Below are 19,928 nucleotides of genomic sequence, written 5' to 3'. Positions count from 1 at the left end.
TTTCCGCTACAGGAGAATGTGATTCAACCGGCCGTTCGCGGTGTCGGGGCATCGGAATCACGAGCAGGGGGCACATGGCCAAGGAAACGCGCGGCGATTTCTATCCGGTACCGATCGTCGACCAAAACACGCGTCCGGGCGCCGTCACCAGGCTCATCATCTTCATCGTCGTCTTGACCGGCGCCGCGATCGTCTTCGGGCTGTTCCGCGAGCGCCTCGGCGACCCCTTCCTGCTCGGCATGCTGGGCGTGCTCGCCATGATCGGCGTCGGCTTCCTATTTGCGACGGCGATCGGCTTCGTGCAGATCGCGCCGCGCTCCACCGGCGACGAGTTGTCGAAAGCCTTCGTCGATTCGATGTCGCAAGGTCTCCTGGTCACCGACACCAAGGGGCGCGTCGTCTACGCCAACCGGGCCTATGCCGACATGACGGGTGCTGCTTCGGCAGCCGACCTCAAGACGGTCGAAGGGCTGCTTTCGGATGTTCCCGAGGCCTCGATGACCATCTACCGGCTGGCGTCCGGTCTGCGCGACGGCCAGGCCGGCGACGGTGAATTCCGGCTGGCGCAGTCGATCAAACCGGGGGCCGAGCCTGGCGCGCGCTGGTACCGTGCCCGCGCGCGCGCCTTCAACGTGCCCGGCCAGCGGCTGCCGATGCTTGCCTGGCAAATCGCCGACATCTCGCAGGAGCGGGCGGAGCAGGAGCGGTTCTTCCTCGACCTGCAAAAGGCCATAGACCATCTCGACCACGCGCCGGCCGGCTTCTTCTCGGCCGACCAGGAAGGCCGCGTGACCTATATCAACGCCACCCTTGCCGAATGGCTGGGCATCGACCTTGCCAGCTTCACCCCGGGCGCGGTGACGCTGCCGGAAATCGTCGCCGGAGACGGCATGGCGCTCGTCCGCTCGGTCAAGGCGGATCCCGGCACCACGCGCAATGCCGTCATCGACCTCGATCTCACGACAATGAGCGGCCAGGCGCTGCCGGTCCGCTTCATGCATCGTGTTTCGGCGAGCCGCGAAGGCGTGAACGGGCCGACCCGCACCATCGTGCTCAACCGCACCCAGGGCGAGGACGCTTCCGCCGATCTCCGCGCCTCGGAAGTCCGGTTCACCCGCTTCTTCAACTCGACGCCGATGGCGATCGCCGGCGTCGACGCCAGCGGGCGCATCCTGCGCACCAACGCGCCGTTCCTGTCGCTGTTTTCGTCCGTCGTCGACCGCGACGCGGTAGACAGGCGCGTGCGCTTCGAGACCGTAATACATGAGCGCGACCGGCCGGCCTTCGCTGCCGCCTTCGAAAAGGCGCGGCAGCGGCAGGCCAATATCGAGCCGATCGACTCGCTGCTGCCCGGCAATGACGATCGCCACGTCCGCTTCTACGTCAACGCTGTCGCCGATGGCGCCGGCGGCGAAGGGGTGGAGGAGTCCGCTATCGTCTACGCGGTCGAGACCACCGAGCAGAAAGCGCTCGAAGGCCAGATGGCGCAGAGCCAGAAAATGCAGGCGGTCGGCCAGCTTGCCGGCGGCATCGCGCACGATTTCAACAACGTGCTCACCGCCATCATCATGGCGTCGGACCTTCTGCTCACCAACCACCGTCCGTCGGACCCGTCTTTCCCCGACATCATGAACATCAAGCAGAACGCCAACCGCGCGGCGTCCCTTGTCAGGCAATTGCTGGCCTTCTCGCGCAAGCAGACGCTGCGGCCGGAAGTGCTCAACCTGACCGATGTTCTCGCCGATCTGCGGATGCTGCTCGCCCGGCTGGTTGGCAACGACATCCGCCTGAAGATCGATCACGGCCGCGACCTGTGGCCGGTCAAGGTCGACATCGGCCAGTTCGAGCAGGTGGTGGTCAATCTCGCCGTCAACGCGCGCGACGCGATGCCAGCCGGCGGCGACCTCACCGTGCGTACCCGCAACGTCACGACCGAGGAGTGCAGATCCTTCGCCTATCGCGAGCTTACCCCGGCCGACTATGCGCTTGTCGAGGTCGAAGATACCGGCAGCGGCATCGCGCCGGACGTGCTGAAGAAAATCTTCGAACCCTTCTTCACCACCAAGGAGGTCGGCAAGGGCACGGGCCTTGGCCTCTCGATGGTCTATGGCATCATCAAGCAGACCGGGGGCTTCATCTTCTGCGATTCCGAGGTCGGCAAGGGGACGGTGTTCCGGATCTTCCTGCCGCGACACATCGCGGAGGTGAAGAAGGCGAGCGAGCCTGCCGACACCGCCGCGGTCGCCGCGGTGCCGGCCAAGTCGGCCGATGCCGTCAAGGACCTCTCAGGTTCGGCGACCGTGCTTCTGGTCGAGGACGAGGATGCCGTTCGCATGGGCGGGGTCAGGGCGCTGAACTCGCGCGGCTACACGGTCCATGAGGCGTCGTCCGGTGTCGAGGCGCTGGAGGTCTTCGAGGCCCTCGGCGGCAAGGTCGACATCGTCGTGTCCGATGTGGTGATGCCGGAAATGGATGGGCCGACGCTGCTCGGCGAGTTGCGCAAACGGCAGCCGGACATCAAGTTCGTTTTCGTTTCCGGCTATGCCGAGGACGCGTTCGCCAAAAACCTGCCCGCCGACGCGCATTTCGGTTTCCTGCCCAAACCTTTCTCGCTCAAGCAACTGGCGACCATCGTCAAGGACGTGCTGGAATCCTAAAACAGCTATCGCTTGCACATTGCCGGGAGCCTGCCATGATGGGGCGGGGTAAGTTTGCATGACAGGGAGGTAGCGTGACGCCGCACATCGAGGCGGGCAGGGGCGATTATTCCGAAACGGTGCTGCTGCCGGGCGACCCCGAGCGCGCTCAATGGATGGCGGAAACCTTTCTGGAGGCGCCGCGCTGCGTCAATCGCCGCCGGGGCGCCCTCGGCTTCACCGGCGGGTTTCGCGGCAAGCCCGTCAGCATCCAGGCAACCGGCATCGGCGTCTCGTCCTTCCTGATCTACGCCCATGAGCTGCTGGATTATCATGGGGTGAAGACGCTGATCCGCACCGGCACATGCGGCGCCCTATCGGAGGATGTTCCACTGCGCGGCGTGGTCATTTCCAGCGCCGTGCGCGCCGAGGGAGCAATCAGCGGGCAGGTTTTCGGGTTGTACCAACCGGCAGGACCGGATCAGGCCCTGCTTGCGCTGGCGCTGCGGCGGGCTGCCGATCTCGGCATCGCCTGCAGCGCTGGGCTGACCATCTGCAGCGACGTGTTCCACCATCCCGATGGCCGCGCCCGGTTCGACGAGCCAAGGACGCTCGGCGCGCTGGCGGTCGACATGGAAACGAGCGCGCTCTACCGCATCTCCGCGCAGTTCGGCGCGCGCGCCCTGTCGCTGCTGACCGTGGTCGACCACGTCGCCACGGACGAGCAGACCGACTATTCCGAACGTCAGGCGCTGTTCACCGACATGACGCGCCTGGCGCTCGAGGTCGCGGCGGCAAGCTAAAGCGCGTCGCGCTGAAACGGATTCAGGCGACGCGCTTTTAAAAGTCTTTGTTTTTATGCATGTCGTTTTCGCAAAACCGCTGCGCACTTTTGCGCGACATGCGTTAGGCGGCGACCTGTTTCAGCGCAGCCTGTTCCCCCACTGCCGGCCGGTGACGGCGCAGATAGAGCGCGCAGGTCGTGCGCAGCATCGAGGCGAAGTTCGGGATCTGGCCGTTGATCTCGATCGCCTCGTCATAGAGGGTCGAGATGAATTTGGGTGTCGTCAGGCCCTGGCTTTCGGCGATCTCGTCGAGCAGCGCCATCTTCGACAGGCCGGTGCATATGTATCGCGGCACCACTATGGCCGGCATCATCCGCGACGAGGCGCGTCACGATCCGTCGCGCGGCTTCGTCGGCGGCTACGAGATGGAGACGCTGTCGCTCGGCCTGCCGTTCATGGCCGCTTTCCTCAACCCCGGCGGCTGGGGCCGCTCCTTCACCACGGCGCTCGACCGCTACGACCACATGGCGGGCCTGTGGATCGTCGGCGAGGACATGCCGCGCGAGGAAAACCGCATCACGTTGCACAAAGACGAAAAGGACGAGCACGGGATGCCGATCGCCGACGTCCATTTCGACGACCATCCCAACGACACGGCGATGCGTGATCATGCCTACAGCCAAGGCCAGGCTTTGTATGCCGCCGTCGGCGCGACCACGACCTTCCCGACGCCGCCCTATCCCTCGACCCACAATCTCGGCACCAACCGGATGAGCGAGAAACCGGCTGACGGCGTCGTCAACAAGCATGGCCAGACGCACGACATCAAGAACCTGTTCGTGTCGGACGGCAGCCAGTTCACAACCGGCGGCTCGGAAAACCCGACGCTGACCGTAGTGTCCCTGGCCATCCGCCAGGCCGACTACATCGCCGCGCAGATGTCGGCGAAAAGTATTTAGTCCTCCCGACTGCCTGCTGGCGCGGGACCCGAAAGGGTTCCGCGCCTTTTTTGTCGATCAGCGTTTCGTGCAGGTCGAGGCCGTGAAGGCGCCGTCCTGCTGCTTTAGGATGATGTCGAAGGAGGGGCCGCCCGGATCGTCCAGCGTCGCTTGCGTCAGCGAGATCGAGTTGCCGCCGCTGGTATAGCCGCCAAGCGGACCGAGCCAGCTGATCTCGCCGTTGGCGTCCATCTGGTAGTTATAGGTTCCCGAAGTGCCGAAGGTCACCGGGCCGCTATAGACATTGCCCTTGATGGTGATGTCGCCGAGGTTGAGGAACAGGCCGAGCAGGTAGACCTCGCAGTGATAGGTCCCGTCGGGCAGCTTGCCGTCGGTGAAGTCTGCGCGAGCGCCGCCGGCGGCGGACACGAGAAGCAGGAAGCTCAGGATGATGATGTGTAAGGCCATGACGTCGCTCGTTTGCGCGGCGACCTTGCCCCATTTTGCCGCCGTCCCGCAACCGTCGGCAGATTGCGGTTATGCGGAGCAGCGATTAAAGTTTGGGCATTTTTACCGTGTGAACAAAATCTGGGCAGATATGCGCAAAGTTTTCTCAATCCGTCCGCACGAGAAGAGTCCTGACATGTTCGACGGCTATGCGATAACCGATTGTAAACACTGATCTATCGCTCTGTCTCCGACCAAGCTGCCGCGTTTGGCACGTCGCTTGCACCGCTATGTTGTGATGCAAAACAACCAGCTTGGGAGCGTGGAACATGAGGGGTAATTTCTCGGCAATAACAAAATGATTTCGGCCGGCGTGATCGCTGCCGGCCTGTCGATGTCGGCTCCCGCGAAGGCGGCCGACGACACGATCAAGGTCGGCATCCTCCATTCGCTGTCGGGGACCATGGCGATTTCGGAGACGACGCTGAAGGACGTCATGCTGATGCTGATCGAGGAGCAGAACGCCAAGGGCGGCCTGCTCGGCAAGAAGCTCGAGGCGGTCGTCGTCGATCCGGCGTCCAACTGGCCGCTATTCGCCGAAAAGGCGCGCGAACTGATCTCGAAGGACAAGGTGGCGGCGGTGTTCGGCTGCTGGACCTCGGTGTCGCGCAAGTCCGTGCTGCCGGTGTTCTCGGAACTCGACAACATCCTGTTCTACCCGGTCCAGTATGAGGGCGAGGAGAGCGAGCGCAACGTCTTTTACACCGGTGCGGCGCCGAACCAGCAAGCGATTCCGGCCGTCGACTATCTGATGAGCGCCGACGGTGGCTCGGTGAAGCGCTGGGTGCTCGAAGGCACCGACTACGTTTATCCGCGCACGACCAACAAGATCCTCGAAGCCTACCTCAAATCGAAGGGCGTTCCGGCCGAGGATATCATGGTCAACTACACGCCGTTCGGCTTTTCCGACTGGCAGACCGAAGTCTCGGCGATCAAGAAGTTCGGCTCGGCCGGGAAGAAGACGGCGGTCGTGTCGACCGTCAACGGCGATGCCAATGTGCCGTTCTACAAGGAGCTCGGCAACCAGGGCATCAAGGCCGAGGACATTCCGGTCATGGCCTTCTCGGTAGGCGAGGAAGAACTGGCCGGCCTCGATACCGGGCCGCTGGTCGGCCATCTCGCCGCCTGGAACTACTTTGAAAGCGTCGACACGCCCGAGAACAAGAAGTTCATCGACGACTGGCACAAGTTCATCAAGAACGACAAGCGCACCACCAACGACCCGATGGAAGCTCACTATATCGGCTTCAACATGTGGGTGAAGGCGGTCGAGAAGGCCGGTACCACCGATCCGGACAAGGTCATCGACGCCATGGTCGGCGTCTCGGTGCCGAACCTGACCGGCGGCTATTCGACGATGATGCCGAACCATCACATCACCAAGCCGGTGCTGATCGGCGAGATCCAGGCCGACGGCCAGTTCGAGACTGTCTCGCAGACGCCGGGCCTGGTGATGGGCGACGAATGGTCGGACTATCTGCCTGACTCCAAGGAGCTGATCTCCGATTGGCGCGCGCCTCTGTCCTGCGGCAACTTCAACGTCGCCACGGGCAAGTGCGGCGGCAAGGGCACCAACTGATCACGGTCCGGACCTTGGTCCGTGACCCCTGTCGGGTTGCGGAGTGGTCCCGCGACCCGAAACCGCTGCCCGGGCGGGCACTTCGGTCCGCTCGGGTGAAATCCTCAAACCCTTGAGAGTCGTTTTGAAGACGATGACCTTGTTGCGCGCAATCGGCATGATGCTGCTGCTGACGATGGCAAGCTTGTTGCCGTCCAAGGCAGCTGAAGCCGATCTCCGCGCCATCATCGCCAAATTCGCGGCAGCTGCCAATTTCTCAGCGACCGAGGCCGTGGTGCACGAGCTTGCCGCGAGCGGCGATTCCGCCGTCGAACGCCCGCTCTCGGCGCTCGCCGACGGCAATCTCTATATCCGCAAGGCCGATTCCCAGGTCTTTGTCGGCAAGGAGGCAGGAGGCGGCATCGAACTGCTCGATCCGCTAAGCGGCGAGAAATCCGCCGACGCCGCCAAGACCGACCTCACCAAGATCAAGGTCAACAATGGCCTGCGCCGCGTCATCCGCGATGCGCTGGGCACGCTGACTTTGCGCGCCAAGGACCCGGGCGTGCGCCTCGCCGCTGCGGCGACCATGTTCAAGACCCCCGACGCGACAAACATCGAGCCGCTCGATGCCGCGATCGCCGGTGAGGCCGAACCTGCCGTCAAGGCCTTGTTCGAACAGGCGCGCGCGGCGTCGGTTCTCGTTTCCGACAGACCGGAGGCCGACAAGCTGGCCGCGATCTCGATCATTGCCGGGCGCGGCGACCGCGATGCGCTCTCGCTGCTGACCTCGGTCGAGGCCAACGCTCAAGGTGCGGTCAAGGATGCGGCGACCGGTGCCATCGGCCGTATCAATTCGACGCTGGCGCTGTGGGATGCCGGCCAGAACATCTGGTATGGCGTCTCGCTCGGATCGGTGCTGCTGCTGGCCGCGATCGGCCTCGCCATCACCTTCGGCGTCATGGGCGTCATCAACATGGCGCATGGCGAGATGGTGATGCTCGGCGCCTACACCACTTTCGTCGTCCAGCAGGTCATCCGCACGTCGTTTCCCGGCCTGTTCGACTGGTCGCTGGTGATCGCGCTGCCGCTCGCTTTCCTTGTCGCCGCGCTGATCGGGCTGGCTATCGAGCGCGGCATCATCCGCTTCCTCTATGGTCGCCCCCTGGAGACGCTTTTGGCCACCTGGGGCGTCTCGCTGATCCTGCAGCAGGCGGTGCGCACCATCTTCGGACCGACCAACCAGGAGGTCGGCAATCCGTCCTGGATGTCCGGTTCCTTCGACATCGGCCAGCTGGCCATCACCTGGAACCGGCTGTGGATCCTGGTGTTCGCGCTCGCGGTGTTCGGCGTGCTGCTCTACGTCATGAAGCGGACGCCCTGGGGGCTGCAGATGCGCGCCGTCACCGCAAACCGCCGCATGGCCGCTTCGATGGGCATCAAGACGCCATGGGTCGACGCGCTGACCTTCGCGCTCGGCTCCGGCATTGCCGGTATTGCCGGCGTCGCACTCAGCCAGATCGACAACGTCTCGCCCAATCTCGGCCGCGGCTACATCATCGACAGTTTCATGGTCGTCGTCTTCGGCGGCGTCGGCAATCTCTGGGGCACGTTGGTCGGCGCCTTCTCGCTCGGCATCGTCAACAAGTTCCTCGAGCCCTATGCCGGGGCCGTGCTCGGCAAGATCGTGGTGCTGGTGCTGATCATCCTCTTCATCCAGAAGCGCCCGCGCGGCCTGTTCGCGCTGAAGGGCAGGGCGGTGGAAGCATGATCACACGAGGCTTCTTCGGCGCTGACCGTCGCATCGCGATCACCGTCCTGGTCCTGCTGGCTGCGGCGGTCGTCGTGCCGCTGCTCAACCTTGCGGTCTCGCCGACGAGCGCGCTCTATGTGCCGCCCTACATGGTGGCGCTGCTCGGCAAATACCTCTGCTATGCGCTGCTCGCCTTGGCGCTCGATCTCGTCTGGGGCTATTGCGGCATCCTCTCGCTTGGCCATGGCGCCTTCTTCGCGCTCGGTGGCTATGCAATGGGCATGTATCTGATGCGCCAGATCGGCTCGCGCGGCGTCTACGGCAACCCGATCCTGCCCGATTTCATGGTGTTCCTGAACTACAAGGAGCTGCCCTGGTTCTGGTACGGCTTCGACCATTTCTGGTTCGCAGCAGCGATGGTGCTGGCCGTGCCCGGCCTTCTTGCCTTCGTCTTCGGCTGGTTCGCCTTCCGCAGCCGCGTCACCGGCGTCTATCTGTCGATCATCACCCAGGCGATGACCTATGCGCTGCTGCTTGCCTTCTTCCGCAATGACATGGGTTTTGGCGGCAATAACGGCCTGACCGACTTCAAGGACATTCTCGGTTTCAACGTGCAGGCCGACGCGACGCGCGCGGCGCTGTTTGCGGCGAGCGCCGTGACGCTTGCGCTGGCCGTCTTCGTCACCGCGACCATCGTGCGATCCAAATACGGCAAGCTCCTGATGGCTGTGCGCGACGCCGAGGGCCGTACCCGCTTCCTCGGCTGGCGGGCGGAGAACGTCAAGCTGTTCGCCTTCACCGTCTCGGCTGTAATGGCCGGCATTGCCGGCGCGCTCTACGTGCCGCAGGTCGGCATCATCAATCCCGGCGAGTTCGAGCCGGCCAACTCGATCGAGGTGGTGATCTGGACCGCCGTCGGCGGGCGCGGCACGATCGTCGGTCCGATCATCGGCGCACTGCTCGTCAACGCCGGCAAATCCTGGTTCACCGGCGTGCTGCCGGAATTCTGGCTGTTCGCGTTGGGCGGGCTGTTCGTCGCCGTAACGCTGCTGCTACCCAAGGGCATCGTCGGCATGTGGGATTCCTGGCGCGGCAAGGCCAGGGCGCTACACGCGGCCTCGCTCGCGGCGGAAGCCGGCGCCGATCCGGAAAAGCCAGAGCCGAAGATCGTCCGCTCGGCGGCGAGGACCCCGGGCTCCTGGTCCGCCTCCGGCCCAGAACCGCAGCCGGCCGAGTGAAGGAACCATGAGCAAGTCGAACACCATCCTCTATCTCGACGGCGTCTCGGTTTCCTTCGACGGTTTTCGCGCCATCAACAATTTGTCGCTGGTGCTCGACAAGGGCGAAATGCGCGCGATCATCGGTCCCAACGGCGCCGGAAAGACGACGATGATGGACATCGTCACCGGCAAGACGCGGCCGGACGAGGGCGAGGTGTTCTTCGACGGCCAGGTCGACCTCACCCGGCATGACGAAGCCGAGATCGCCATGATGGGCATCGGCAGGAAATTCCAGAAGCCGACCGTTTTCGAAAGCCACAGCGTCGAGGACAATTTGATGCTGGCGCTGAAGGGGCCTCGCTCGATCTTCCCTGCTTTGTTCCACCGCCGCGCGGCCGCCGAGACGCGGCGTATCGACGACATCCTCGGCATCATCCGTCTCGGCGACAAACGCGAGGAGCTTGCCGCCAATCTAAGCCACGGCCAGAAACAGTGGCTGGAGATCGGCATGCTGCTGGCGCAAGACCCGAAGCTGCTGCTTGTCGACGAGCCGGTCGCCGGCATGACCGATGCCGAGACCGAGGAGACCGCGCACCTGCTCAAGGATATTGCGCGCGACCATTCGGTGATCGTGGTCGAGCACGACATGCATTTCGTGCGCGAGCTCGGTGTCAAGGTCACCTGTCTGCACGAAGGCTCGGTGCTGTCGGAAGGCACGCTCGATTTCGTTTCGGCCGACGAACGTGTCGTCGAAGTCTATCTGGGGCGATGAACATGGTCTGGCGGGTTCCGTTCCACCGTTTCGAGTTCGCTTTCCTGAAGCGGCGGAGAAGGGGCTGACCATGCTCGAAGTCTCCAATGCCACGCTCCATTACGGCGCCGCGCGGGCGCTGCGCGGCGTTTCGCTGAAGGCCGGTGCCGGCAAGATCACCTGCGTGCTCGGCCGCAACGGCGTCGGCAAGACCAGTTTGATGAGATCGATCGTCGGCCATCACCGGCTGACGAGCGGAAGCGTTGCCTTCGAGGGGAAGGCGCTCGACCGGAGCGCGGCGTATGACCGCGCCCGGTCGGGCATCGCATTCGTGCCGCAGGGCAGGGAGATTTTTCCCCTGCTCACGGTGCGCGAGAATCTGGAATCGGGATTCGCGCCGTTGAGGCGCGGCGACCGCACCATTCCGGCGCATGTCTTCGAGCTGTTTCCGGTGCTGAAGCAGATGCTGTCGCGGCGCGGCGGCGACCTGTCGGGCGGTCAGCAGCAGCAGCTCGCCATCGGGCGGGCGCTGGTGATGCGGCCGAAGCTTTTGGTGCTCGACGAGCCGACGGAAGGCATCCAGCCGTCGATCATCAAGGATATCGGCCGCGCCATCCGCTATCTGCGCGACCAGGCGGGAATCGCCGTGCTTCTGGTCGAGCAATATCTCGATTTCTGCCGCGACCTCGCCGACGAGATCAACATCATGGACCGCGGCCAGATCGTGCACACCGGTCCGGCCGAAGATCTCGACAGGGCGGACGTGAGGAAGTTCCTGACGGTGTAGTGCAGCTCAGATGTGCGGCGGCTCCGGCATCGTCATCAATGGGCGAAGCAAGGAGCGAAGCGACGCAGCGCAGACCCATGCCGTGACGTCGGTCGAAGAGTGCTGCGCTGCAGAATAGATTCATTGTTCCGCGCCATGCCGAGTTCCGCGCCGTTACTGACGCTTGGAAGTAACGGCATGGATCCTCGGGTCTGCGCTCCGCTTCGCGTCGCTACGCCCAAGGATTGTTTGAGAAGGATCGGGTAGTTTGGCGGCCGGGACTGCAGGCCCATCACAGCCAGCAGTCCCGGCGGCAGGCGACCGTCCTAAGGACCGGGTAACACCCGACGTCATCATGGTCCCTGCCGTCTTTGTCCGCCATCGCTTGGAGAGTTGATTGGCCGCTGGCCTGAGCCACGCCCGCAAACAATCCGAAGCCTTTTAAGGATACCACCAGCATGGCCTTCTTGCACCACCAGCCGCAGCTGTGCCTCGGCTTCGACATCGCCAAGGACACCATCACCGTCGCCGACGGCACCACCACCCGCACCATAGCCAATCAGCGGCGTGCAATCCGTGCCCTCCTCAAGCGCTACAAACACATCGACCTTGTCGTGTGCGAGCCGACCGGAGGTCATGAAAGCCTGCTGCTCGAGGAGTGCCTGCGCGCCGGCATCGCCTGCCACCGCGCCGACACGCTCAAGGTCAAAAGCTTCATCCGCTCCTTCGGCACCCACGGCAAGAGCGACGCCATCGATGCCGGCATGCTTTCTGCCTACGGCCGTGAGCGCTGGGAGAAGCTGTGCCTGTGGCAGGCTCCGGATGCCGATGCGACACGCCTACGCGCCTTGGTTCGCCGCCGCCAGGAGCTCATGGCCTTCAGGGGTGCTGAGAAGAACCGCCTCAAGGCCCCCGGCGGCCGCGGGCTCGCTGCCTCCTTCAAGGCGATGATCAAAGCCGTCGACAATCAGATCAAGACCATCGAGGCCGACATCCGCGAACTGATCGCCAACAGCCGCACCCTCAAGCACCGGGCAGCCATATGCACGGCCATGGACAATCTCGGCCCGATCATGGCGGCCAAGCTGCTGGCCAGCTTGCCCGAGCTCGGCTCCCTGACCCGCCGCAAGGCTGCAGCCCTTGCAGGGCTCGCGCCTCATCCAAACGACAGCGGCCAAAAACACGGCTACCGCAAAATCCGTGGCGGACGCCCTGACGTCAGAACCATGCTCTACATGCCGGCCCTGTGCGCCGCAGCCGGAAAGGGCGAGTTCGCAGCCTTCTACAAACGCCTGCGCGCCAACGGCAAAAAGCCTATGGTGGCCATCGCCGCCGTCATGCGAAAGATCGTCGTCACCCTAAATGCCAGGCTCCGGGACGCCATGATTCCTCAGAGTTGATGACGAAGTGATGGATGGCGCTGGCGCATAAAAGACCACATGCTAGTCTTTTCCTGGCCTTGGTGAGTCGGTCGCTTTCCGTATCAGTCGCAAAATGAAGGGGCGCGGGCGCGCCCGGCAAGTTCCACGCAAGCAAACCTGCCTAGCTTTCTCTGCAGTGATTGTCGGTCGATGCGTCCAACAAAGAACTTGCCAGGGGAAAGGCGATGGAACGTTTTGTCGAGGACTATCAGAAACGACGCCTCACCGAACGGGTCGATATCATGACGGCGATCAACATCCTTATGTCGCAAGGCTACGACGAGGACGATCTGCTCGGCGAGATAACCAAGGTCTTCTACGTCGACCTCGACACCTACAATGAAGTGATCGGACGCCATTGACGGCTTTAGCCGCTAGAGTTTGACGCAATTCCGGACGGAAAACCGTTTCACACTTTTCCTGGAATTGCTCAGAGCTTCAAGCGCAGCGGCGGAAGTCGAGCACGCGATTGCGCCCGCCGCGCTTGGCTGCGTAAAGCGCCTTGTCGGCGGCGCTGAGCACCTTGTCGAAGCTCGTGCCTTCGTTGCTACCGAAGGCGAAACCGGCGCTCACCGTGCATCTTAACCGGCCTGTCTCGGTTTCGATCGCCCGCGCGGCGAATGCCATCCTTATCCGTTCGGCCGTACTCTCGACCATCTCAGGCAAGGCGCGCTTCAGCACCAGCGCGAATTCCTCGCCGCCCGGGCAGCGACATCGTTCGGGCGCAGATTGCCGGACAGTTCTTCGGCGAACACCTTGAGCACCTCGTCGCCGGCGGCGTGGCCGTACTGGTCGTTGATCGCCTTGAAGCCATCGAGGTCGAACACCACCACCGCCATGAAGGCGCCGACGGGCAGCTTGCCGTGCAGGTCGAACAAGGCGCGGCGGTTGAGCAGCCCGGTCAGCGCATCGGTCTCCGCCTCGCGCTTGTGATGGCGCGCGAGCCGCCCCTGGTTGAGCGCCAGCGACAGCGCGCCGATGCCGGTCATCGAGGCGATGACGATGACCAGGCTCAGATCCTCCGCCCAGTTGTTCGGAGCGTGGCCAAGAACCAGCTTGCCGTCCCATGCCAAAACGACTGCGCACAGCACGAAGGACGAGGCGGTCAGCGTGTAGAGCAGCGCCACGCCAACAAGCTGCGCCGGCGCCTCCGCGCGGCCTTTCCAATAGTCATGCGCCGTGCCGAACAGGAGCAGCGCGGCGAGCGAATTCTCGAGCATGAAGCCCAGCCCGTCATAGCCGAGCGCCATGGGCGGCAGCGCCAGCGCGAAGGAGATGCCGGCGCCAAGCGCGATGCGCGGCAGCGGGGAGTGGCCGGTCCGGAACTGGTAGGCGGCGCCCAGCATCACCGAGAAGCCAAGCAGCAACAGCGCCAAGGTCAGGACGCCCAGGGCTGTTCCGGGCGCTTCGATATAGGCGTCATAGACAAAGACCTCGACTACCACCACCAGCACGCTGATTGCCCATGTCAGCAGGAACTTGTCGGAACGGGCGGTCAGCCAGGTTCCGAACAGGGTCAGGCTGAGGCAGGCGGCGGAGAAGCCGACGGCCAGCAGCAATGAGTTGTAGTCGAGCAGCATGCACCGTCCTTGCCAGCGCCGGGCTTCTGCAACCTGGCGTAGGTGCATTCATGCAGCAAGGAAGTATCGATTACGTTACGACAGCGGTGAGGACGCCATAATTCCGTAACGTCAGAGAACCGCCATCGACAACAGCAGGATGATGCCGACCGCCATCATCAGCAGACCCGGCCAATTCTGCGACAGGCCTAGGAAACCGAGTCCGCGCCGCCGCGGCTCCAGTGTCGGGCCCGGTGTTGCCAGGTTCGGCGCCGGGCGATCCGGCGCTGTGGGAGCTGGGTCACTCAGTCGTCCGCGCCTCAGAGCGGCGCCTGCCATGTACACGACGCCGGCGACGGTAAGCAACGCACCGAGGATGACGGTCATCTTTCCTCGCTCCTTTCCGGCGCTGCGGGATTTGGCGAGCATTTCGCGAGGCGGCAACCTCGCCGTAGCGACCTTTTGGCGAGATAACCTTGCGCCGACCTCGCGCGGTCGGCGACTCAGGCAGAACGGTCAAGATGGCCGGCGGGTTCCGACAAGCCAACCGCCGACCAGTGTCGCGTGGTGCGCCGTGCAGAGCTCAGGCGTTGGAACAAAGAGCCGGTAGAGGTCCGCAGTTCACATCTAGAGCATGATGCCGAAAAGTGTGAAGCGGTTTTCGGGCGACATCATGCTCTATCTCTTTGATTTAGAGCCGGATTCAGATTTCAGGTCGGTTCGACCTGAAATCATCCGGCTCTAGGCTGTCACCCGCTTCATCAGCGCCATGGCTCCGAAAGGCGCGCGCACCTTGCCCTCGGTGATGAAGTAGACGAACACATCGCGCGGCTTGACCGGCGCGTCGGTCTTGGGATCGGCGCGCGGCAGGTCGGCCGGCTGCTTGCCTTCCGCCCAGGTCTTTGTCCGCGCCGCCCATTCATCGAGCCCCTTTGGCGTGTAGCAGTCGGGATTGTCGTCGCTGCCGGTCTGCAGCCGCGCATAGACGAAATCGCCGGTGACGTCGGCGATCGCCGGGTATTTGGCGTGGTCTGCATAGACGATCGCGGCGTTGTATTTGCGCGCCAATGCCGGAAATTCCGGCACGATGAAGCTGTCATGCCTGACTTCCAGCGCATGGCGCAGCGGCACGCCGTCCTGTTTTTCGGGCAGAAGCTTCAAAAAAGCCTCGAAATCGTCGGCGTCGAACTTTTTCGTCGGTGCGAACTGCCACAGGATCGGCCCGAGCTTGTCGCCGAGCGCCGCGACGCCCGTACCCAGGAAGCGCATCATCGATTCGCCTGCCTCGCCCAGCACGCGGCGGTTGGTGACGAAGCGATTGCCTTTCAGCGAATAGACGAACCCGTCAGGCGCTTCGCTGGCCCATTTGACGAAGGTTGGCTCCTTGAAGCTGGAATAGTAAGTGCCGTTGACTTCGATGCTTGGCACCTGGCGGCTTGCATAATGGAGTTGCTTCGCCTTCGACAGATTGTCCGGATAGAAGGAGGTGTCCCACGGCTCGAAGGTCCAGCCGCCCATGCCGGAGCGGATCTTTCCTTGGCTGGTCATCGTCATCCTCCCGGTTTTCGAATTGATCAGGCCGCTTTGTCGATCGACTTGGCCATGTCGACCACGGTCCATCCTGGCCGATATGGGTTCGGCCGACGACCCGTTTCCCGATAGCCATAAGCCGAATAGAGCGCGATGTTCCGCTCCATCCGCGAATTGGTGTAGAGCCGCACCTCCGGCAAACCCCACAGTCGGGCCTGTTCGTCGGCGAACTTGAGCAGCTTGATGCCGAGCTTCTTGCTCTGGAAGGCCGGCGCGACGGCGACGCTGAAGATCATGGCGTGGTCAGGGTGCCGCTCGAGGACGATCAGCCCTGCGAGTTCGGTGCCTTCTTCCCGCAGCCAGATTTCGCCGCGCTCGATGCGCGGCGCATAGTCTTCCGTCACCGGGATCGGCGCCGCGCCGAGCAAGGCGGTGTAGGGCGCATAGGCGGCCGTGGTCAGCGAAACGACGGCGGCAAGGTCTTCAGAGCGGGCCAGTCTCATGATTGATTGACTCCAGCAGCAGCCGCGACGACCTTTTCCATGCCCGCCGAAATGGCCGCAACGGCATCGCGGCTGGCGTCGCCAAGCCCATGCCGTTCGGCCAGCCAATGCGCATCGTTGTAGGACAACCAGACCTTGCCTTGTGCATCCTCGCAGGCTAGCGCCTTCACCGGCAGATCGATGCCGGCAAGCTGCTCATCCTGCATCAGCGGCGTGCCGCCTTTGGGATGGCCGAAGATCAGCAATTCGGTCGGACGCAACGGCGCACCGATTTCATGCGCGCCGGCGGCATGGTCGATCCTGGCGAAGACACGCAATCCCGCACGGGTGACGGTTTCGACCAGCCTGTCGATGGTTTCGGCCACGCCGAAACGACTTTCGACGGAGATGAGGCCGGTGTTCGCCATCACTCCGCCGCTTCGCGTTTGCCTCCGGGGCGTCGCTCCAGAAGCTCCTTCAGGAACTGGCCGGTATAGCTGCGCTTCTCGCGCACGATCGCTTCCGGCGTGCCGGAGGCGACCAGCTCGCCGCCGCCGTCGCCGCCCTCGGGGCCGAGATCGAGCACCCAGTCGGCGGTCTTGATGACCTCGAGATTGTGCTCGATCACCACCACCGTGTTGCCCTGGTCGACCAGCTCGTGCAGCACTTCGAGCAGCTTGGCGACGTCGTGGAAGTGGAGGCCGGTGGTCGGCTCGTCGAGGATGTAGAGCGTCTTGCCGGTCGCCTTGCGCGACAATTCCTTGGCGAGTTTTATCCGCTGCGCCTCGCCGCCCGACAGCGTCGTCGCCTGCTGGCCGATATGGATGTAGCCGAGGCCGACCTGGTTCAGCGTCACCAGCTTGTCGCGCACACCGGGCACCGCCGAGAAGAAGTCGACGCCTTCCTCGACCGTCATGTCGAGCACGTCGGCGATCGACTTGCCCTTGAACAGCACGTCCAGCGTCTCGCGGTTGTAGCGCTTGCCATGGCAGACGTCGCAGGTGACATAGACGTCGGGCAGGAAGTGCATCTCGATCTTGATGACGCCGTCGCCCTGGCAGGCTTCACAGCGGCCGCCCTTGACGTTGAAGGAGAAGCGGCCCGGCTGGTAGCCGCGCGCCTTAGCCTCGGGGAGGCCCGCGAACCAGTCGCGGATCGGCGTGAAGGCGCCGGTATAGGTGGCCGGGTTGGAGCGTGGCGTGCGGCCGATCGGCGACTGGTCGATGTCGATGACCTTGTCGAGGAATTCCAGGCCCTCGATGCGGTCGTGCTCGGCCGGATGCTCGCGCGAGCCCATGATGCGGCGCGAGGCCGCCTTGAACAGCGTCTCGATCAGGAAGGTCGACTTGCCGCCGCCGGAGACGCCGGTGACGCAGGTGAAGGTGCCGAGCGGAATCTCCGCCGTGACATTCTTCAAATTGTTGCCGCGCGCGCCGACGACCTTGATCCGCCGGCTCTTCTTCGCCTCGCGGCGCAGCTGCGGCGTCGCCACTTCCAGCTCGCCCGACAGATATTTGCCGGTGATCGAGGCGGGTGTGGCCATGATCTGCTGCGGCGTGCCCTGCGCGATGATCTGACCGCCATGGATGCCGGCGGCCGGGCCGATGTCGACGACATAGTCGGCATGCAGGATGGCGTCCTCGTCATGCTCGACGACGATCACCGTGTTGCCGATGTCTCGCAGGTGCTTGAGCGTATCGAGCAGGCGCGCATTGTCGCGCTGGTGCAGGCCGATCGACGGTTCGTCCAGAACGTAGAGCACGCCTGTCAGGCCCGAGCCGATCTGCGAGGCGAGCCGGATGCGCTGGCTCTCGCCGCCGGACAGCGTGCCGGAGTTGCGCGACAGCGTCAGATAGTCGAGGCCGACATCGTTCAAGAAGCGCAGCCGCTCGCGGATTTCCTTCAGCACTCTGACGGCGATCTCGTTCTGCTTGTCGTTGAGTTGCGCCGGGAGGTCGGTGAACCATTGGTCGGCCTTGCGGATCGACTGTTCGGTGACCTCGCCGATATGTTTGCCGGCGATCTTCACGGCGAGTGCTTCGGGTTTCAGCCGATAGCCGTTGCAGGCGGGGCAGGGCGTCGCCGACATGAAGCGCTCGATCTCCTCGCGCATCCAGGCCGATTCCGTTTCCTTCCAGCGCCGGTCGAGATTGGGGATGACGCCCTCGAAAGTCTTGGTGGTCTTATAGGAGCGCAGGCCGTCGTCATACTGGAACGTGATCTCACGCTCGCCGGTGCCGTGCAGCACGGCCTGCTTCGCCTCGGCGCTCAGGTCCTTGAACTTGTCGCCGAGCTTGAAGCCATAGGTCTTGCCGAGCGCTTCCAGAGTTTGAGCGTAGTAGGGCGAGGTCGATTTCGCCCAGGGGCTGATCGCGCCGTCGCGCAGCGAGACGTTCTCGTCCGGCACCACGAGGTTGGCGTCGATGGCGCGCTGGCTGCCGAGGCCATCGCAGGTCGGGCAGGCGCCGAACGGGTTGTTGAAGGAGAACAGCCTGGGCTCGATCTCGGGGATGGTGAAGCCGGACACCGGGCAGGCGAATTTCTCCGAGAACATGATGCGCTCATGCGTCTCGTTCTTCGACTTGTTGACCGAGTCCTCGCCCGTCTGGCTGGCGTCGAGCGGCCTGTCGGCGAATTCGGCCACCGCAAGTCCGTCGGCGAGCTTCAGCGCGGTTTCCATCGAGTCCGCAAGCCGGGTCGCCAGATCGCCGCGCACGACGATGCGGTCGACGACGACGTCGATGTCGTGCTTGTACTTCTTGTCCAGCGCCGGCACGTCGGCGATCTCGTAGAAGACGCCGTCGACCTTGACGCGCTGGAAGCCCTTCTTCTGCAACTCCAGCAGTTCCTTGCGGTACTCGCCCTTGCGGCCGCGCACGATGGGCGCCAGCAGATAGAGGCGCGTGCCTTCGTCAAGCGCCAGCACGCGGTCGACCATCTGGCTGACCGTCTGGCTCTCGATCGGCAGGCCGGTGGCCGGCGAATAGGGGATGCCGACGCGTGCGAAGAGAAGGCGCATGTAGTCGTAGATTTCGGTGACGGTGCCGACCGTCGAACGCGGGTTGCGCGAAGTGGTCTTCTGCTCGATCGAGATGGCGGGCGACAGGCCGTCGATCTGGTCGACGTCCGGCTTCTGCATCATCTCCAGGAACTGGCGGGCATAGGCCGACAGGCTTTCGACGTAACGACGCTGGCCCTCGGCATAGATGGTGTCGAAGGCGAGCGAAGACTTGCCGGAACCCGACAGTCCAGTCATGACGATCAGGCTGTCGCGCGGCAGGTCGAGATCGACGTTCTTGAGATTGTGTTCGCGCGCCCCGCGAATGGAAAGGTATTTTTGGTCGGCCATCGCCGGTCGCCGCCTCAGGTCTGGAATTTGCTGGATTGGCGGGTTTGTCCCGGCCATCCTCTATGTAGGTAGTTTGGCCGCCGCGTCGAGAGACGCCACAATCTCGACGGAAGCGGCCAACTATGGGTTTAACCGTCTTTCGCGTGGGCGGGCAAGCGGAAAGAACAAAGGCCGAACACGCTCCTGACAAAAGCGTTGTGGAAACATTCGCGAGAAGCGCTGTGGAAACAGCGGTCGCAAAGCCGCCAATCGGCAGACGGTATGGACTTACCTGAACGTAACCTCCAAGCAATCACATTTTTCGGTAACCGGCTATTCAAGGTTGACGCCGCCGACTCACGGGAGCAGTGTCGGGGCGTCAGCGAAGCCGGCCGTCTGTCGATGGCCTCGCCACCCCAAGGTGGCCTGCGAGACGCCGCAGGCGTTTGCGACTAGAGCTTCGTAAGACAATGGTCGCAACGGACAGAAGGAGCGGAGCATGACGCCACCGGACAGTCCCTTGAGGCTCCACGAGTTGATGGAGCCGCGGCGGGCATAAGTGCCAGGGTAGGCGCGAGCGCCAACCCGACAAACCGTGACCTGCCGATTTCGTACAATCAGAGACCATAGTCGGATCGTCGGCCGAGCGCCGCGTTGCATCCGAAACAGAACGCCGGCAGTCCACTCCCGGCTA

Annotated in this window: 14 protein-coding genes and 4 pseudogenes; 10 read left to right on the top strand and 8 right to left on the bottom strand. The window is 63.6% G+C overall.

Annotated features, from left to right (window positions below; translation table 11 throughout):
* The first annotated feature begins 74 nt into the window (after positions 1-74).
* Both EJ071_RS26550 and EJ071_RS26545 read left to right on the top strand, forming a co-directional pair.
* Positions 75-2,657: a PAS domain-containing sensor histidine kinase gene (locus tag EJ071_RS26550; RefSeq protein WP_126100506.1), complete on the top strand. Its 2,583-nt coding sequence runs from the start codon at positions 75-77 to the stop codon at positions 2,655-2,657.
* A 74-nt stretch (positions 2,658-2,731) separates the two neighbouring features.
* Positions 2,732-3,439: a DeoD-type purine-nucleoside phosphorylase gene (locus EJ071_RS26545; protein ID WP_126100505.1), complete on the top strand. Its 708-nt coding sequence runs from the start codon at positions 2,732-2,734 to the stop codon at positions 3,437-3,439.
* A gap of 103 nt (positions 3,440-3,542) precedes the next feature.
* Here EJ071_RS26545 and EJ071_RS26540 read toward each other — a convergent pair.
* A pseudogene (locus EJ071_RS26540) lies at positions 3,543-3,740 on the bottom strand (ribbon-helix-helix domain-containing protein); the annotation flags it as partial.
* Here EJ071_RS26540 and EJ071_RS26535 point away from each other — a divergent pair.
* Positions 3,739-4,380: pseudogene (locus EJ071_RS26535) on the top strand (GMC family oxidoreductase); the annotation flags it as partial. The pseudogenes EJ071_RS26540 and EJ071_RS26535 sit on opposite strands and share 2 nt — an antisense overlap.
* A gap of 57 nt (positions 4,381-4,437) precedes the next feature.
* Here the strand turns inward: EJ071_RS26535 and EJ071_RS26530 are convergent.
* Positions 4,438-4,827, bottom strand: a complete 390-nt coding sequence (locus tag EJ071_RS26530) for a hypothetical protein (protein WP_126100504.1) — start codon at positions 4,825-4,827, stop codon at positions 4,438-4,440.
* A gap of 337 nt (positions 4,828-5,164) precedes the next feature.
* Between EJ071_RS26530 and urtA the strand changes: the two genes are divergently transcribed.
* The 7 genes and pseudogenes from urtA (at position 5,165) to EJ071_RS26495 (ending at position 12,697) form a co-directional block, all read left to right on the top strand.
* Positions 5,165-6,445 carry an urea ABC transporter substrate-binding protein gene (urtA, locus tag EJ071_RS26525; RefSeq protein WP_126100503.1) on the top strand — a complete coding sequence of 427 codons (1,281 nt, stop codon included), beginning with the start codon at positions 5,165-5,167 and terminating at the stop codon, positions 6,443-6,445.
* Positions 6,446-6,578: 133 nt separating this feature from the next.
* Positions 6,579-8,195 (top strand): urea ABC transporter permease subunit UrtB, encoded by a 1,617-nt coding sequence (urtB, locus tag EJ071_RS26520; RefSeq protein WP_126100502.1) that lies wholly within the window; start codon positions 6,579-6,581, stop codon positions 8,193-8,195.
* A pseudogene (gene urtC / locus EJ071_RS26515) lies at positions 8,192-9,250 on the top strand (urea ABC transporter permease subunit UrtC); the annotation flags it as partial. The gene urtB and the pseudogene urtC, both read left to right, overlap by 4 nt.
* A gap of 172 nt (positions 9,251-9,422) precedes the next feature.
* Entirely contained in the window at positions 9,423-10,169 is a 747-nt protein-coding gene (gene urtD / locus EJ071_RS26510) for an urea ABC transporter ATP-binding protein UrtD (protein ID WP_126100500.1), read from the top strand.
* Between the two features lie 70 nt (positions 10,170-10,239).
* A complete protein-coding gene (urtE, locus tag EJ071_RS26505; RefSeq protein ID WP_126100499.1) occupies positions 10,240-10,935 on the top strand; it encodes an urea ABC transporter ATP-binding subunit UrtE in 696 nt (231 codons plus the stop codon).
* 437 nt (positions 10,936-11,372) lie between these two features.
* Positions 11,373-12,314 carry an IS110 family transposase gene (locus tag EJ071_RS26500; protein WP_126096410.1) on the top strand — a complete coding sequence of 314 codons (942 nt, stop codon included), beginning with the start codon at positions 11,373-11,375 and terminating at the stop codon, positions 12,312-12,314.
* 206 nt (positions 12,315-12,520) lie between these two features.
* The gene (locus EJ071_RS26495) at positions 12,521-12,697 is read left to right on the top strand and encodes a hypothetical protein (RefSeq protein ID WP_126100498.1); all 177 of its coding nucleotides are present in this window, start codon (positions 12,521-12,523) and stop codon (positions 12,695-12,697) included.
* 76 nt (positions 12,698-12,773) lie between these two features.
* Here EJ071_RS26495 and EJ071_RS26490 read toward each other — a convergent pair.
* From EJ071_RS26490 to uvrA, 6 genes and pseudogenes are all read right to left on the bottom strand, one after another.
* Positions 12,774-13,915: pseudogene (locus EJ071_RS26490) on the bottom strand (GGDEF domain-containing protein).
* 111 nt (positions 13,916-14,026) lie between these two features.
* Positions 14,027-14,281 (bottom strand): hypothetical protein, encoded by a 255-nt coding sequence (locus EJ071_RS26485; protein ID WP_126100497.1) that lies wholly within the window; start codon positions 14,279-14,281, stop codon positions 14,027-14,029.
* Positions 14,282-14,635: 354 nt separating this feature from the next.
* Positions 14,636-15,442, bottom strand: a complete 807-nt coding sequence (locus EJ071_RS26480) for a DUF72 domain-containing protein (RefSeq protein WP_126100496.1) — start codon at positions 15,440-15,442, stop codon at positions 14,636-14,638.
* 26 nt (positions 15,443-15,468) lie between these two features.
* Positions 15,469-15,927: a GNAT family N-acetyltransferase gene (locus tag EJ071_RS26475; RefSeq protein ID WP_126100495.1), complete on the bottom strand. Its 459-nt coding sequence runs from the start codon at positions 15,925-15,927 to the stop codon at positions 15,469-15,471.
* Positions 15,924-16,334, bottom strand: a complete 411-nt coding sequence (locus tag EJ071_RS26470) for a DUF302 domain-containing protein (RefSeq protein ID WP_126100494.1) — start codon at positions 16,332-16,334, stop codon at positions 15,924-15,926. Before EJ071_RS26470 ends, EJ071_RS26475 begins: the two co-directional genes overlap by 4 nt.
* Entirely contained in the window at positions 16,334-19,255 is a 2,922-nt protein-coding gene (uvrA, locus tag EJ071_RS26465) for an excinuclease ABC subunit UvrA (RefSeq protein ID WP_126100493.1), read from the bottom strand. Before uvrA ends, EJ071_RS26470 begins: the two co-directional genes overlap by 1 nt.
* Positions 19,256-19,928: the final 673 nt, after the last annotated feature.

This window comes from Mesorhizobium sp. M1B.F.Ca.ET.045.04.1.1 (assembly GCF_003952465.1).
GTDB classification, from domain to species: Bacteria; Pseudomonadota; Alphaproteobacteria; order Rhizobiales; family Rhizobiaceae; genus Mesorhizobium; species Mesorhizobium shonense.
This window is presented reverse-complemented; position numbering and strand designations above follow the sequence as displayed.

What these genes read in the sequence shown, in the direction of transcription:
- urtB (WP_126100502.1), top strand. Translation starts at nt 6,579, where the DNA reads ATGACCTTGTTGCGCGCAATCGGCATGATGCTGCTGCTGACGATGGCA.
- EJ071_RS26530 (WP_126100504.1), bottom strand. Translation starts at nt 4,827, where the DNA reads ATGGCCTTACACATCATCATCCTGAGCTTCCTGCTTCTCGTGTCCGCC.
- EJ071_RS26480 (WP_126100496.1), bottom strand. Translation starts at nt 15,442, where the DNA reads ATGACCAGCCAAGGAAAGATCCGCTCCGGCATGGGCGGCTGGACCTTC.
- urtA (WP_126100503.1), top strand. Translation starts at nt 5,165, where the DNA reads ATGATTTCGGCCGGCGTGATCGCTGCCGGCCTGTCGATGTCGGCTCCC.
- EJ071_RS26485 (WP_126100497.1), bottom strand. Translation starts at nt 14,281, where the DNA reads ATGACCGTCATCCTCGGTGCGTTGCTTACCGTCGCCGGCGTCGTGTAC.
- urtE (WP_126100499.1), top strand. Translation starts at nt 10,240, where the DNA reads ATGCTCGAAGTCTCCAATGCCACGCTCCATTACGGCGCCGCGCGGGCG.
- EJ071_RS26470 (WP_126100494.1), bottom strand. Translation starts at nt 16,334, where the DNA reads ATGGCGAACACCGGCCTCATCTCCGTCGAAAGTCGTTTCGGCGTGGCC.
- EJ071_RS26495 (WP_126100498.1), top strand. Translation starts at nt 12,521, where the DNA reads ATGGAACGTTTTGTCGAGGACTATCAGAAACGACGCCTCACCGAACGG.
- EJ071_RS26475 (WP_126100495.1), bottom strand. Translation starts at nt 15,927, where the DNA reads ATGAGACTGGCCCGCTCTGAAGACCTTGCCGCCGTCGTTTCGCTGACC.
- urtD (WP_126100500.1), top strand. Translation starts at nt 9,423, where the DNA reads ATGAGCAAGTCGAACACCATCCTCTATCTCGACGGCGTCTCGGTTTCC.
- uvrA (WP_126100493.1), bottom strand. Translation starts at nt 19,255, where the DNA reads ATGGCCGACCAAAAATACCTTTCCATTCGCGGGGCGCGCGAACACAAT.
- EJ071_RS26550 (WP_126100506.1), top strand. Translation starts at nt 75, where the DNA reads ATGGCCAAGGAAACGCGCGGCGATTTCTATCCGGTACCGATCGTCGAC.
- EJ071_RS26500 (WP_126096410.1), top strand. Translation starts at nt 11,373, where the DNA reads ATGGCCTTCTTGCACCACCAGCCGCAGCTGTGCCTCGGCTTCGACATC.